The sequence below is a fragment of the Undibacterium sp. Ren11W genome (assembly GCF_049340485.1).
Classification (GTDB): Bacteria; Pseudomonadota; Gammaproteobacteria; order Burkholderiales; family Burkholderiaceae_D; genus Undibacterium.
Genome location: NZ_JBMPPB010000003.1, coordinates 293127 through 307773, shown reverse-complemented (window position 1 = coordinate 307773; position 14647 = coordinate 293127). Strand labels below are relative to the sequence as shown.

Annotated in this window: 11 protein-coding genes; 10 read left to right on the top strand and 1 reads right to left on the bottom strand. The window is 49.9% G+C overall.

The genetic code is table 11. The features are described 5' to 3' along the window. Positions 1 to 141 precede the first annotated feature (141 nt). From gshA to ptsP, 5 genes are all read left to right on the top strand, one after another. Positions 142 to 1440 carry a glutamate--cysteine ligase gene (gene gshA / locus ACO0K8_RS10140; RefSeq protein WP_422946525.1) on the top strand — a complete coding sequence of 433 codons (1299 nt, stop codon included), beginning with the start codon at positions 142 to 144 and terminating at the stop codon, positions 1438 to 1440. Positions 1441 to 1513: 73 nt separating this feature from the next. Continuing rightward, positions 1514 to 2449 carry a glutathione synthase gene (gene gshB / locus ACO0K8_RS10135; protein WP_422946524.1) on the top strand — a complete coding sequence of 312 codons (936 nt, stop codon included), beginning with the start codon at positions 1514 to 1516 and terminating at the stop codon, positions 2447 to 2449. Between the two features lie 98 nt (positions 2450 to 2547). Then, positions 2548 to 2952, top strand: a complete 405-nt coding sequence (locus ACO0K8_RS10130) for a PTS sugar transporter subunit IIA (protein WP_422946523.1) — start codon at positions 2548 to 2550, stop codon at positions 2950 to 2952. Between the two features lie 60 nt (positions 2953 to 3012). Continuing rightward, on the top strand, positions 3013 to 3282 hold the full coding sequence (locus tag ACO0K8_RS10125; RefSeq protein ID WP_126127135.1) for an HPr family phosphocarrier protein: 270 nt from the start codon (positions 3013 to 3015) through the stop codon (positions 3280 to 3282). A gap of 243 nt (positions 3283 to 3525) precedes the next feature. Continuing rightward, complete coding sequence (gene ptsP, locus ACO0K8_RS10120; protein ID WP_422946522.1) at positions 3526 to 5292, top strand: phosphoenolpyruvate--protein phosphotransferase; 1767 nt, start codon at positions 3526 to 3528, stop codon at positions 5290 to 5292. A 118-nt stretch (positions 5293 to 5410) separates the two neighbouring features. Here ptsP and ACO0K8_RS10115 read toward each other — a convergent pair whose 3' ends face one another. Continuing rightward, positions 5411 to 6148, bottom strand: a complete 738-nt coding sequence (locus tag ACO0K8_RS10115; RefSeq protein WP_422946521.1) for a DNA/RNA non-specific endonuclease — start codon at positions 6146 to 6148, stop codon at positions 5411 to 5413. Between the two features lie 374 nt (positions 6149 to 6522). Between ACO0K8_RS10115 and metX the strand changes: the two genes are divergently transcribed. From metX to ACO0K8_RS10090, 5 genes are all read left to right on the top strand, one after another. Then, positions 6523 to 7650: a homoserine O-succinyltransferase MetX gene (metX, locus tag ACO0K8_RS10110; RefSeq protein ID WP_422946520.1), complete on the top strand. Its 1128-nt coding sequence runs from the start codon at positions 6523 to 6525 to the stop codon at positions 7648 to 7650. Then, positions 7647 to 8249 (top strand): methionine biosynthesis protein MetW, encoded by a 603-nt coding sequence (gene metW / locus ACO0K8_RS10105; protein ID WP_422946519.1) that lies wholly within the window; start codon positions 7647 to 7649, stop codon positions 8247 to 8249. Before metX ends, metW begins: the two co-directional genes overlap by 4 nt. An 18-nt stretch (positions 8250 to 8267) precedes the next feature. Then, positions 8268 to 9539, top strand: coding sequence for an AmpG family muropeptide MFS transporter (locus ACO0K8_RS10100; protein WP_422946518.1), 1272 nt, complete (start codon positions 8268 to 8270; stop codon positions 9537 to 9539). An 81-nt stretch (positions 9540 to 9620) separates the two neighbouring features. Next, positions 9621 to 10511, top strand: a complete 891-nt coding sequence (locus tag ACO0K8_RS10095) for a M48 family metallopeptidase (RefSeq protein ID WP_422946517.1) — start codon at positions 9621 to 9623, stop codon at positions 10509 to 10511. Positions 10512 to 11204: 693 nt separating this feature from the next. After that, positions 11205 to 14627, top strand: a complete 3423-nt coding sequence (locus ACO0K8_RS10090) for a carboxypeptidase regulatory-like domain-containing protein (RefSeq protein WP_422946516.1) — start codon at positions 11205 to 11207, stop codon at positions 14625 to 14627. Positions 14628 to 14647 lie beyond the last annotated feature (20 nt).

The window sequence follows — 14647 nt, the reverse complement described above, 5'->3', positions numbered from 1 at the left end:
GTCGCTTGGGTAAGGGGCAGATACTGGCTTGAAGTTTGCCGTTTCATCCCAAATTAAGTGGGTCTAAACGTCCGTTAGCGTGGCCAGCCTGATACTCCGCCTGTTCTGCGCTCACGTGCATGCACAACAACAAAGGCTACTATGGTTCCGCATCTGGTTACCGCCCTCAACGGGCCGCTACTTGATCTTGAAAAAAAAATATTGGAAGCAACGCCAGCAATTGAGCGCTGGTTCCGCCTCGAATGGCAAGAACATACGCCGCCTTTCTATTGCTCGGTCGATTTACGCAATGCCGGATTTAAGCTGGCACCGGTCGATACCAATCTGTTTCCCGGTGGTTTTAATAATCTTGCGCCAGAAATGCTGCCTTTGGCAGTGCAGGCGGCGATGGCCGCTATAGAAAAATATTGTCCCGATGCTAAAAACCTCTTGCTGATACCCGAGGTGCAAACGCGCAACGCCTTCTATCTGCAAAACATCGCAAGACAGATGCAAATTTTCCGCCAGACCGGTCTGAACGTGCGTCTTGGCACTCTCGATGCAAGCATCAAGGAGCCTACCAATATCAATTTGCCGGACGGCACCCAGTTGACCCTGGAGCCGCTGCTGCGCTCGGCCAATGGTCGTCGTCTGGGCCTGAAAAATTTTGATCCTTGCACGATCTTGCTTAACAACGATTTATCGGCGGGGATACCGGCGATCTTAGAAAATCTGAACGAGCAAACCCTATTGCCGCCTTTACATGCGGGTTGGGCCATGCGCCGCAAGAGCAATCACTTTTCGTCTTACGACGACGTGGTCAAAAAGTTTTCTAAGATGGTCGATATCGATCCCTGGTTGCTAAATCCTTTTTTTGCCAAATGCAGCGGCGTGAATTTTCATGAGCGCACTGGCGAAGATACTCTGGTGGCCACCATCGATACGCTGTTGGCCAAAATACGTAAGAAATATAAAGAATACGGCATTAAAGATAAGCCCTTCGTGATCGTCAAAGCCGATGCCGGCACCTATGGCATGGGGATACTCACGGTGCGTGATTCTAAAGAAGTGCGCAATCTGACTGAAGAACAACGCGATAAGATGGCTGTCACCAAAGACGGCAAGGCGATCCGCGACGTGATCGTGCAGGAAGGCGTCTACACTTTCGAGCAAATCAATGATGCGGTGGCGGAACCGGTGGTGTATATGATAGACCGCTATGTGGTCGGTGGTTTTTACCGTGTACATGAAGGTCGACGTGTGGACGAGAATTTGAATTCGCCCGGCATGCATTTTGTGCCGCTGGCGTTCGCGCATCAGCACGCGGTGCCGGACATGCGCGCTAAGCCAGGTACTGCGGCACCGAATCGTTTTTATTTGTACGGCGTGGTGGCGCGTCTGGCTTTACTAGCTGCTTCGCTGGAGTTGGAAAAAACCGATCCGGATCCAGAAATTTATTAAGATAGTGGAATCTGCCAGGCGTTGCTGGCCTTATGCCGCTACAAATTTTCGCTTACTTTAGATAGTCTCCATCATGAAAATCGCCTTTCTGACCGACCCCTTGTCGCAGTTCAAGATTTACAAAGACACCACCTATGCCATGATGCGCGAGGCCGCCAGGCGCGGTCACAGTATCTATGCTTTCGGTCCCGAACACCTGGCTTTGGAGTCGGGTGTGGTGGTAGCGCAGATCAGCCAGGTAATACTGACTGGCGACAGTGAGGCATGGTTTCGGCTGGAGCCAGCCAGCTCGGTGCGTCTGAGCGATTTTGATGCAGTGCTGCAGCGCAAAGATCCGCCGTTTGACATGGAATACATCTACGCTACCTATCTGCTGGAACTGGCGGAGCAGCAAGGTGCACGGGTCTATAATAAACCGGCGGCGATCCGCAACCACAATGAAAAACTCAGCATTGCGCAGTTTAGCCAATTCACCACGCCTACCCTGGTGACGCGTGACGAACAGCGCATACGCGGCTTTCATGAAGAGCATCAGGACATTATCCTGAAACCGCTGGACGGCATGGGCGGCGCAGGGATTTTCCGGATTCGTGAGGATGGTATGAATCTCGGTTCCGTAATTGAGACTCTGACCCTGAACGGGACGCGTACCATCATGGTGCAACGCTATATTCCTGAGATCGTGCATGGTGATAAGCGTATCTTGCTGATCGCAGGCAAGGTCGTGCCATTTGCTTTGGCACGGATACCGCAAAACGGCGAAGTACGCGGCAATCTGGCCGCTGGCGGTGTTGGTGTAGCGCAAGAATTAACAACAAGAGATCTTGAGATTGCACAGACTTTGGCTCCCATCTTGCACCAGCGCGGCCTGTTGCTGGTAGGATTAGATGTAATTGGGAATTGTTTGACGGAAGTGAATGTGACTAGTCCGACTTGTTTCCAAGAGATTACGCAGCAAAAGGGCTTTGATGTCGCCGCAATGTTTATCGATGCGCTCGAAGCTGCCTAAGATTATTTTGTGATACTGGGGTAGGGTATTTTATTGTGCGCACGTGTTTATTGCGCAAACACTAGTATATTTACCTATACTCCCTAGGAAATGAACATATGGTAGGCATATTATTGATGACACATGCGCCCTTGGGAGCGGCTTTTCTGCAAGCGGCGGCGCATGTATTTCGTGGCATGCCTGAGCATTTTGAAGCCATCGATGTCGTCGCCGATCAAAATATCGACGAGGTGCATAGACTGGCACGCGCCGCTGTTGCGCGCCTCAATCAGGGCTCGGGTGTGCTGGTGATTACTGATGTGATGGGGGGCACGCCGTCCAATTGCTGCCGTCAGTTAGGCGAGCCTGATCAAGTGGCGGTGATTGCCGGCATTAGTTTGCCGATGTTGCTAAGAGCCATTACCTATCGACAGGATACTTTGGATGTGGTGGTCGAAATGGCGCTGGCGGGCGGTCAGAATGGTGCCATGCGTGTCGATAACCGGGTACGCGTTGCCTCTTGAGGCCAGCTCTCGCCACATAACTCGCTACATGAATAAATTTGATAAAAAAGTGAACTTAGCATGATCCAGCAAGACATAGAAATCATTAACAAACTCGGCTTGCACGCGCGTGCCTCGGCCAAACTCACACAATTAGGCGGCAAGTTTAAATGCGAAGTCTGGCTGACACGCAATAGTCGCCGCGTCAACGGCAAATCCATTATGGGTGTGATGATGCTGGCGGCAGGTAAGGGCAGTAAGGTGTTGCTTGAGACCAATGGCGTCGACGAGCAAGAATGCTTCGACGCGATTCTCGCCTTGATCAATGACCGCTTTGGCGAAGGCGAATAAACCCGGCTAGCTGGCTGCGCAACCTGCCGGCATAGCTTAGGATCAAGGAATTGAAAGTAGTCATACAGTCATACAGTCATACAGTCGTACATAGGGTAAAAACGGCATTAAGATTGCCGTCTTAGACGCGATCGTGGTTTTGCTAGCTAAAAATAGAGGACTGACGAAAAATTGTTCCAGTTAGGCGAGTGCCAGGCCGCCGGGGCAGTTCTGCGTAAGCCCTACATACAATAGGGACACAGCATGGCTTCATTCACACTGCAAGGTATTCCCATCTCACGTGGCATCACCATAGGCCGCGCCCATCTGCTGCATCCTGCTGCATTAGACGTGCAGCATTATCTGATCGCACAAGAACAAGTCGAAGCCGAAGTGCAGCGACTCAAAGACGCGATCGCCAAGGTACATAAAGACTTGCAAGCCATCTGGTCCGATTTACCGCCAGACGCGCCTACCGAATTAGGCGCCTTCCTCGATGTGCATGCCCTGATTTTATCCGACCCGATGATCTGCGAAGAGCCGCTGGACATCATACGCAGTCGCCACTACAACGCCGAATGGGCGCTGGTGACGCAAATCGATGTGCTGTCGGCGCAGTTTGATGAGATCGAAGACGAGTACCTGCGTGAACGCAAAGCCGATATTCAACAGGTCGCCGATCGCGTCTTGAAGGTGTTGACTGGCAGTGCGCATGACTTACCGCGCGCAGTTGGAGTCGATGAAAGTAATGCCAATATGATCGTGGTGGCCAGAGATATTTCACCGGCCGACATGATGCAGTTCCGTAACGTTGCCTTTACCGGTTTTGTTACCGATGAAGGCGGCCAAAACTCGCATACCGCGATTGTTTCGCGCAGTCTCGGGATCCCTGCCGTGGTCGGTATGGGGAATGCCTCACGCCTGATTCTGCAAGACGATTGGCTGATCATCGATAGCGATGCCGGAGTGGTGATCGTGGCGCCATCGGCACTCGTCATCAGCCAATATCGAGATCGCCAGGCGGTGTTGTTAAAGGCGCGCAAAAAACTCAATCGTCTGAAAAAAACCCAGGCGGTGACACTCGATGGCATCTCTATCAGCCTGCTGGCGAATATCGAATTGCCGCAAGATGCGCATGCTGCACTGGAAGCCGGTGCCAACGGCGTCGGCCTGTTTCGTTCTGAATTCTTATTCATGGGGCGCACCGGGCACGAGCACAAACTCCCTAGTGAAGAAGAGCAATTCGTCGCCTACCGCGATGCGGTGGTGGCGATGAAAGGCCGTCCCGTGACGATACGCACGCTAGACGTCGGGGCCGATAAGCCTATGGATAGCAGCGAACACAATATTCTCAATCCCGCGCTGGGTTTGCGGGCGATACGCTATTGCCTGCAAGAGCCGCAGATTTTTCTGACGCAGCTTAAGGCTATTTTGCGTGCCTCGGCTTTTGGTGAGGTGCATATTTTGCTGCCCATGATCGCCCACTCGTTTGAAATCGATCAGTCGCTGACGATGATAGAGCAAGCTAAGTCTGAGCTGGCGCTGGCAGGTATAGGGTTTGATCGCAAGATCAAGATCGGTGCCATGATAGAGGTGCCGGCGGCAGCGCTGAGTCTGCCTATGTTCGTTAAAAAACTCGACTTTCTGTCGATAGGTACCAACGATTTGATCCAGTACACGCTGGCCATCGATAGGGCCGACCATGAAGTGGCACATCTGTATAGCGACACTCATCCGGCTATTTTGCAATTGCTGCACATGACCGTAAGTGCGGCCGATAAGGCCGAAATACCGGTGGCGATCTGCGGCGGTATGGCGGGCGATGTTCGTTTGACCCGGCTGCTGATAGGTATGGGTTTTCGCGAGCTGTCGATGCCCGCCGCCTTGCTGCCGGAAGTGAAGCAAGCGATACTCACCAGCAATATCGAGAGTCTGCAAGTGCACATAAAAAAAATTCTGCGTTGCTACGACCCGGTCGTGATACAAGAGAGCTTGCAGCAGTTAGCCAGTGTCGGTAGCACGCTCCATTAAACCAGAATGTTAGGTAAGGCCAGCGCGCATATTCCATGCGCCTGTCCAGCCTATATGCTCGCAAACCCGCATGGATACTTCGCACTGGGCTTGCATAGCTTTCATTTTTGATTCAAAGCTACTGGGTCTGTCTAGATTGGCCAGGCATAAAATTGATGCCGGTACGCTCGACTAATTCGGCATAGCTGATCGGCTTGCCGGGTCTGGCTTCATCGGTATTTTCTAGCCAGTAGGCCCAGGATTTTTGGGTGCCTGGATCGTACACCATCTTGAACAGATGCGTGGGTACCCAGACCTTGTGCGGGCCTATGCTTTCCGGGTGTTTATCGAACACAGGACCGGTAATTACATACACATCGCCGCTGGCACGCATCACGTATTTGCGGGTGGCTTTCTCTATGCTGGCCCAAGCCTTGCGATTATTCTCTGGTGCCTGCGGCACCATATTGGCGAGCGAAAAACTTTGCGACATGGCGACGCTGGTGGCCATGTCGGCCGCTGGTGCCATGTGGCCGCGATCGTAACCTGAGCCTTTGAAATCCTCCAGTTCGGCCCGTTCTGAGCGGGGTAAGCGGGCATCGGAAAAGAAGTGATTACTGCGTTTATTTTCTTTGGCTTCGATCAGGGTTTCCTTATTCAGACGCTCGGCCACATACACGGGAGTGCGGCTTTTGCCAGAATGCAGTACCGCAAAGGAGGAGAAACACAGGGCGCGCAGCTGTAAATCGGGCGCAGCTGGCATTACCGGAGCGCTACCGTTGACGAACAAGTGGCGGCACTCAGAGAATTCTTGTACGGCGAGGGAGTTAGTTGAAAAGAGGAAAAATAAGCTAGAAACTAAGAATTGTTTGATCATGAAAAGAAGGAGGTAAAGCGCTGCAAGTAATGCGGTTAACAATGGCAGGTCTGCCAAAGGGGATGCAGAGTCTAGTAATCCGGTCTTCAAGTCAAGTCATGTTTAGCAAAATTTCCTTGAGGAGAGTCTTGGGATTTTGAACTTCAGGCTCTAAGGAGTCAGCGTTTGTGCCCGTGGTTTGACGTACTCGATAGAGTTCGCTATCCTTCTACCCTTAAGCGCCGATTTGAAATCAGCTTGCGGGCGCAGTTTTGGCGATGTCGAGACAAATAAATACGGCTAAAGCGAGCTTGAATGCCGCAGTTCTCCCTCCATTCAGCCTTTAGTCCCCTTGAACGCGTTACCAGAGATCGTCTATCTCACGGGAATAATGTATGCCATCCATAGGAATCGTCACGCCACAAGCGTATCGTTTCACCGAAGCTCTGCCTTTGCAGAGCGGTGCCAGCATCTTTGATTACACACTGATGGTGGAAACCTACGGCACGCTCAACGCCGATAAATCGAATGCGGTGCTGGTTTGCCATGCACTCAATGCCTCGCACCATGTGGCAGGTTATTACGCTGATCAGCCAAAAAATATAGGCTGGTGGGATAATATGGTGGGGCCAGGTAAATCGCTGGACACGAATAAATTTTTCGTCATAGGCGTGAATAATCTGGGCTCGTGTTTTGGTTCTACCGGCCCCATGCACACCAATCCAGCGACCGGCAAGCCCTACGGTGCCGATTTCCCGGTGGTCACGGTAGAAGATTGGGTCAATGCGCAGGCACGTCTGGCCGATGTAATGGGGATACAGCAGTTCGCGGCCGTCATGGGCGGATCGCTCGGCGGTATGCAGGCTCTGGCCTGGAGCATCATGTATCCGGACCGCTTACGGCATTGCGTAGTGATCGCCTCCACCCCAAAACTCTCGGCACAAAATATTGCTTTTAACGATGTGGCGCGGCAGGCGATTTTGACTGACCCAGATTTTCATGGTGGCGATTTTTACGCGCACCAGGTGGTGCCGCGCAATGGCTTGCGGGTGGCGCGTATGATAGGCCATATCACCTATTTGTCGAACGACGACATGGCAGAAAAATTCGGTCGTGAACTGAAAACCGGTGAATACCAATTTGGCTTCGGCGTCGATTTTGAGATCGAGTCTTACCTGCGTTATCAAGGCGATAAATTCTCGGATTATTTTGACGCGAACACCTATTTATTGATCACCAAAGCGCTCGATTATTTTGATCCGGCGCGTGCCTTTGGCGGTGATCTGAGTAAGGCGCTGGCCAATACCAAAGCTAAATTTTTTCTGGCCTCGTTTTCTACCGACTGGCGTTTTTCGCCTGAGCGCAGCCGTGAGATCGTGCAAGCCCTGGTCGAGAACAAACGTACGGTCAGCTATGCCGAAATCGACGCCCCTCATGGGCACGATGCCTTCTTGCTCGAGGATGAGCGTTACCTCAATTTAGTCGCGGCTTACTATGCGCGCATCGCCAAGGAGCTGGCATGAACTTTACCGAACTCAATACCTTAAGGCCCGACCTCGCTTTTATTGCGCATTGGATTAAGCCCAATTCGCATGTGCTCGACGTCGGCTGTGGCGATGGTGTGATGCTTGACTATCTGCAGAGCGATAAGCAATGCACAGGCTATGGCGTAGAGATTGCCGATGACAGGGTGCTGGCCTGCGCGCAGCGCGGCGTCAACGTGATCCAGCAAGATATGGAAAACGGTTTGGGCATGTTTGCCGAGAATGCCTTCGATACCGTGCTGTGCCTGTCTTCCTTACAGATGATGAAACACGTGGAGCCCTTATTGCGCGACATCGCCCGCGTCGGTAAAGAGGCGATCGTCTCCTTCCCCAACTTTGGTTACTGGCCACATCGCACGGCGCTGCTGCGCGGCAAAATGCCAGTCTCCAAGGCTCTGCCTTACGAATGGTATGACACCCCCAACGTGCGTTGCGCCACTATCTATGATTTTGCCGATCTGGCCGACGATGTCGGTCTGGACGTGTTGGAATGCATGGCCTTACATGAAGGGCAGCCGATCAAATGGTTGCCGAATCTGCGTGGTAGCCTGGCGGTGTTCCGTCTCAGAAAAAAATAAGCGATTAAAGTTCAAGCTATGACAAATATAAGCAGCTCCCAGATTATTCCGCCTGTTGCACCAGGCTGGCGTAGTTACCTCAATCGCCGCATGTTGACCCTGGTGTTTCTCGGTTTTAGTTCAGGTTTGCCCTTGTTCATTCTGATTAATCTGGTGCAAGCCTGGCTGTCTAAGGCAGGCCTGGACGTTAAGGCGATAGGACTGTTTACGCTGGTGATGTTCCCGTATCCGTGGAAATTTTTATGGTCACCTTTGATGGACCGCTTTAGCTTCGGTAGTCTGGGACGGCGGCGTGGCTGGATGGCCTTGACGCAGGCCGGTCTGTTCTTTGCGATTGGTAGCATGGGCATGCTCAATCCCCAGACCCAACTTTCCGTCATCATAGGTTGCGCCATCATGGTCGCCTTTTTGTCGGCCAGTCAAGACATCGTGATTGATGCCTATACCCGCGAAATTTTGGACGATAACGAGCAGGGCCTGGGGGCTGCCGTCAAGGTCAATGCCTACAAGATTGCCGGTCTGGTACCGGGTGCCTTGTCGCTGATTTTGGCTGATCATATCGCCTGGAGTTGGGTGTTCTGGATCACTGCGGCTTTTATCTTGCCCGGTCTGATCTGTACGCTGCTGGTCAAAGAGCCGCCTTCGTATGGCGAGCCACCCAAGAACATCAGGGAAGCGGTGGTCTTGCCGTTTCAGGAGTTTGTCACGCGTGATGGCTGGCTCAACGCGCTCTGGATACTTAGTTTTATTTTTCTGTATCGCCTCGGTGATAGCATGGCCGCGACCTTGGCGACCAAGTTTTTTCTGGATCTGGGTTTTCAGCTGACGCAAATCGGTGCCGTGGCAAAACTGACGCTATTCTGGGGCAGCATAGCCGGTGGCGTGGTTGGTGGCATCTGGATGATTAAACTTGGCATTAATCGCGCGCTGTGGATCTTTGGCGTGGCGCAAGCTTTGAGTATTCTGGGCTTTGCGCTGCTGGCGCATTCCGGCCCTAACTTGATACTGCTAGGCGTGGTTCTGGCATCGGAAGCCTTTGGTGTCGGCCTCGGTACTTCAGCCTTTATCGCCTTTATCGCCAGATCGACCGATCCGCGCTATACCGCGACGCAATTTGCTTTATTTACCAGTCTGGCTGCGGTGCCGCGTACCTTTACTACCTCACTGATCGGTTTCATCGTGGCAGAAACCGGCTGGTTTCACTTCTTCCTGATCTGCTTTGCTCTGGCTATCCCCGGCATGTTATTACTCTTTAAAGTCGCTCCCTGGAATGAAAAAAAATCGGCATAAAGTGCTTGCCGCACTTTAGTTTACGGCCAGTGCTACCATCTTGGTCTATACCAATTAATTGAAATTCGCAGGAGCATTGCCATGAAACACCCGCTTATCCACCTGGCTATCGGCAGTCTGTTTGTCGTGAGTGGTGCCGTTATGGCGCAAAATAACGCGCCGCAAGATGGCGTCAAGGTCGGAGAAATGTCGATTTTCCGTAAACTCGCCGGTACCGGTCAATTAGAAGGGCAGGCCGCCCAGCAATATGTGCAAACCATGCAACAGGCGCAGGAACAACACGCCCTAGCGCCGTCGAATAATCCGCAAGTGATACGGCTGCGCGCGATCGCCGCTAAGTTGATCCCGTTTGCATTGCGCTGGAATGAGCGTGCGCTGGATTGGAAGTGGCAAGTCAATCTGTTAGGCTCTAAGCAAATTAATGCCTACTGCATGCCAGGCGGGAAAATTGCCTTTTATACCGGCATCTTAGAAACCCTGAAACTTACCGATGATGAAGTCGCCATCGTCATGGGTCACGAAATCGCGCACGCCTTGCGGGAACACGGTGCCGAGCGTGCCGGTAAAAACATGGCCGCTACTCTTGGGGTCAAGGCGCTGGAATTATTTGCCAGTGTCAAGGGCTATGACCCGTCACTGGCGGGTGCAGTTGGCGGCGGCGTCGCCAAAGTCGGTATGTTGAAATTCTCGCGCGACGATGAAACCGAGGCTGACGTGGTTGGTCTCGATATCGCGGCGCGCGCCGGTTACGATCCGCGTGCTGGTGTCGCGCTCTGGCAAAAAATGGGGATGGCGAGCAAGGGCGCTCCACCGCAATGGCTCTCCACCCATCCCGCGGGTAGCGACAGGATCGCCGAAATACAGCGTCATCTGCCAGAAGTCATGCCGCTTTACGCGCATGCCAAAGGCTTGGATAGCAACGCGATAACGCCCTATAAAACCAATGTAAAAGGCATTGCTGCTGTCGATTAATTCGATATTGCATTGCAGCATAGTTTGCTGAAAATGTTCAGTACGCAGTCTCTCTGCGTGTCATTGATCCTAGCAGTGATGAGATAGTGCCAAATCCTTGTCATAAAAATTTTGACCTGGTCTGAGCAATTCATCCGTTGTTCTGACGTGTCATCAAGTTTTCATAATTCGCTGGCAAACTTCGGGCAATTGAATTTTCTGTGCTGAACTAAGTTTTACACTGTGTTACATTTGTCATATAGCTGGTAAGGCAAGACAGATCGCTAGTCAGTAAAAATTCAGAAAAATTCGTATAAATATAGGTGTTGTCATAGAGGCGCCTATTTTTTTGAGTTTCAATAGCAATCGTTTGCGCAAATAAAACTATTTTTTTGAAGTAACTAGCAATCGTTTGCGGAAACATAATTTCATATTTTAAGTGCTTGAAAATATCTCACGCTCGTTCATTTTGTTGTATATATGCAACGATTTGAAATTGTTAGTGAGATTTTTTATGAGCGGTATAAGCGAGAGCAATTTTCTATTTTAATTATCATAATGGTTACATTGTGATTTTTTTAAAAAATAGCAACCGCCGGAAAATTTATAAATAGTAATCATTAGTTCGTCTGTAAATATAGATTAGTAATTGATAGTAAGTATTCTTTAATTTTGATTTTAACTACAGCCCCACCTTTTTTTGGAGTCACTACCTTGATTAAGCACAGACAATTTCGACTAACTAAACTCACTTTGAGTCTGGCTCTCGCACTTTCATCAGCCTCAGCCTTATCCCAAAATACGACTTCGGGCATTAGTGGACTCATTACAGGTAATGACGGGATGCCAGTCAATGGTGCTAAAGTCACTATCGTTCATACCGAGTCTGGCTCCGTAAATAACACCTTAACCGACGCACAAGGTCGCTACACCGCGAGAGGTCTGAGGGTGGGGGGGCCGTATACCATTACGATTACGCGTGATGGTGTGAGCGAAAAACGGGAGGGCGTCTATGTGCAACTGGCTGAAACGGCGAACGTTGACGCGAAGATAGGTGAGGTTGCAGTTCAGGTAGTTGAGGTTACCGGTTCAACTGGACGGTCAGATAAGTTTAACAAAAGTAATATGGGTGCCGGTACCAATATCGGATCAAGAGAACTTGCCGCTTTAGGCTCGATACAACGCAATCTGGCTGATTACGCCCGTACCGATCCGCGTATTTCTCAAACGGATAAAGAACGTGGTGAGATTTCTGCTGGCGGTCAAAACTCTCGCTTCAACTCGATTACGATCGATGGCGTTGCTATTAACGATACTTTTGGTCTGGAATCAAATGGATTGCCGACGGCCAAGCAGCCGATTTCTATCGATGCGATTCAGTCCGTACAAGTGAATGTGTCTAATTATGACGTGACACAAAAAGGGTATACCGGCGCGAATATCAATGCGGTAACCAAGTCAGGAACGAATGAATTCAAAGGCAGCGTCTATTACGTTTTTCGCAATGATAAATTGGTAGGGCAGCGATATAACGCAACAACTGATACTTATTACGATGCACCAACCTTCCAGGAAAATGTTAAAGGCGTTACTGCTGGTGGGCCGCTAATTAAAGATAAACTATTTTTCTTTGCAAGTTTAGAGGAATTGAATAGCACCCGTGCTGCACCTTCTTTCGGACCAATTGGAAGTATGCAGACCAATGTGGGTATTACGCCCTCTTTGATCACCGGTTCGCAAACCATTGCGAAGACGAAATATGCAATGGATATTGGTAGTTCTGATGTTCCTGACGGAACTAAGCTTGTGGTCAAGGATGCACTGCTAAAAGTCGATTGGAACATTAACGATGATCATCGTGCTAGTGTTCGTTATTCTAAAACCGAGCAGACTGAGCCACAATTCCCGAACATTAATTCAACTGGTTTGTCTTTGAATTCGCAATGGTATACCCAGGCTAAGACGATAGAAACCACTGTGGCGCAATGGTTTGCTGACTGGTCATCAATTTTATCGACGGAATTGAAGGTTTCTTCGCGTAATTACAATAGCGTTCCGAGCAATAATTCTAATCTGCCGGCGATGAGTTTCGCGGTTGCCGGAGCTTTACCAGCCGGAGCACCAAGCACGATACCTAGTGGGACACGTTTCTTGAATTTTGGAACAGAACAAAGTCGCCAGAATAATATTCTTGAAACCAAGACTATCGATGCGTATTTCGGGGCCAATTTAATATTGGGTTCGCATGAACTTAAATTTGGCGGCGATTACAGCAAAAATGATGTTTACAATGCATTCTTGCAAAATGTAAATGGAAATTACACCTTCGGATGTAGTAACAGTACAACGACCTTGACTTATAGTTTTGGCGCGATTGACTGTGCGAAGGCAAGCGCAGCGCAAGTTGAAGCTGCGATGCTAGAGAACTTTAGTCGTGGTCGTCCAAATAGTTTTCAGGTTCAAGTACCAGTCGCAGGCGGCACATTTTCGAACGCGATCGCGGAATTTAGTCTGAAAAATTACGGTGCATTTCTGCAAGATACTTGGAAAGTCAATAAAAATTTGACCCTGATGTATGGCGTACGACTCGACGCCCCGCGTATGGATGACAAACCTTTAGCCAATGCTGCTGCAGCGGCACCTATGGTGGCCGGTAATGCCGCAACCAATACTCGTCAATCGGGTGGTTTTGGCATGGATAATACACAAACGGTTGACGGTGAAGATCTCTATCAGCCTCGTATTGGTTTCAACTATACTTTTGATGCCGAGCGAGCCACTCAACTCCGCGGGGGCGTTGGCTTATTCCAAGGTGCGGCAGCGAATGTATGGTTATCTAACCCATTCTCAAATACTGGTGTTGCAACTCGTATTATCGGCTGCGGTACCTCAGGGTTCTCGGCTTGCCCAGGAACCGATGGTACGTTTAACCCAGATCCAAGCAAGCAACCGACGAATTTTATCGGTGCTACGCCAGCAGCGAACGTCGATTTTTTACAACCTGGCTTAGGGCAACCAGCGGTCTGGAAAGCTAACTTGGCTTTTGAGCACGAGTTGCCTTGGTTTGGATTGGTATTAGGGGCCGAGTATTTGTACACAAAAAATAAAGTCGGTATTTATTATGAACATATGAATTTGGGTGCTCCAACTAAACAAGGGACAGATGGTCGCGATTTGTTTTACACCTCGCAAGGATATAACCCTGCTTGTTGGACTACCACAGGAAGTAGTTTGTCGAGTGGAGTTTGTTCCGGTTTCCGTGCGAAAGCCCTCAGCAATCCAAAGTTCAATAACGTGCTGGTCGCTGCTAAAACTGATGAGGGTGGCGGCAATTTGGGAACAGTGTCTTTGAGTAGCCCGCAAAAATCTGGTCTGGGTTGGTCTATGGCCTATACCTACACCGATGCGACTGAGGTAAGTCCGCTAACGTCTTCTGTCTCAAATTCCAATTGGGCAGCACGCTCATCATTCAATCCTAATGAACAGGTTGCTGCAAATTCGGCCGCTTTGGTTAAGGATCGTATTAATTTGACTCTGACTTGGCAGAAAAATCTAATTAGTAATTTTAAAACGACTTTTGGTATGTTTTATGAAGGTCGTTCCGGTAAACCCTACAGCTGGACGATCAAGAACGATTTGAATGGTGACGGCGTTGGTGGAAATGATTTAATGTATATTCCATCAGCAATGGGGTCGAATCAAGTCGTGTTTTTGGGTGATACTGCGACTAATCACGCTAACGAACAGCGTTTTTGGGATATTGTAAATTCTTCGCCTGAGTTGGCGAAGTCGGCTGGTGGCGTTACTAAGCGAAATGATAGCTTCTCGCCTTGGACCAATAGTTTTGACTTGCGTTTGAGTCAGGAATTGCCGGGATTTTTTGGCAAAAATAAAGGCGCATTTATTCTGGATCTGTTTAATGTTGGTAACTTGATTAATAAAAAATGGGGTCGCATTAATGAAGTATTGTTCCGCAGTAATGGTGGAGCGGCACGCAGCTTTGTCGATTATGTCGGTATCGATTCTTCTGGACGTTACATCTACAATGTAAAGAGTTCGGTTGAGTCAACCGAGGTTCGACAAGTAAAAGGCGAGTCTCAGTGGGCGATTCAAGCAACACTTCGTTATGAATTTTAATAGTTGTTGTTACTAAAAAA

Excerpts from the sequence above, each read along its gene's own strand:
- gshA (WP_422946525.1), top strand. The coding sequence starts at position 142 with ATGGTTCCGCATCTGGTTACCGCCCTCAACGGGCCGCTACTTGATCTT.
- gshB (WP_422946524.1), top strand. The coding sequence starts at position 1,514 with ATGAAAATCGCCTTTCTGACCGACCCCTTGTCGCAGTTCAAGATTTAC.
- ACO0K8_RS10130 (WP_422946523.1), top strand. The coding sequence starts at position 2,548 with ATGGTAGGCATATTATTGATGACACATGCGCCCTTGGGAGCGGCTTTT.
- ACO0K8_RS10125 (WP_126127135.1), top strand. The coding sequence starts at position 3,013 with ATGATCCAGCAAGACATAGAAATCATTAACAAACTCGGCTTGCACGCG.
- ptsP (WP_422946522.1), top strand. The coding sequence starts at position 3,526 with ATGGCTTCATTCACACTGCAAGGTATTCCCATCTCACGTGGCATCACC.
- ACO0K8_RS10115 (WP_422946521.1), bottom strand. The coding sequence starts at position 6,148 with ATGATCAAACAATTCTTAGTTTCTAGCTTATTTTTCCTCTTTTCAACT.
- metX (WP_422946520.1), top strand. The coding sequence starts at position 6,523 with ATGCCATCCATAGGAATCGTCACGCCACAAGCGTATCGTTTCACCGAA.
- metW (WP_422946519.1), top strand. The coding sequence starts at position 7,647 with ATGAACTTTACCGAACTCAATACCTTAAGGCCCGACCTCGCTTTTATT.
- ACO0K8_RS10100 (WP_422946518.1), top strand. The coding sequence starts at position 8,268 with ATGACAAATATAAGCAGCTCCCAGATTATTCCGCCTGTTGCACCAGGC.
- ACO0K8_RS10095 (WP_422946517.1), top strand. The coding sequence starts at position 9,621 with ATGAAACACCCGCTTATCCACCTGGCTATCGGCAGTCTGTTTGTCGTG.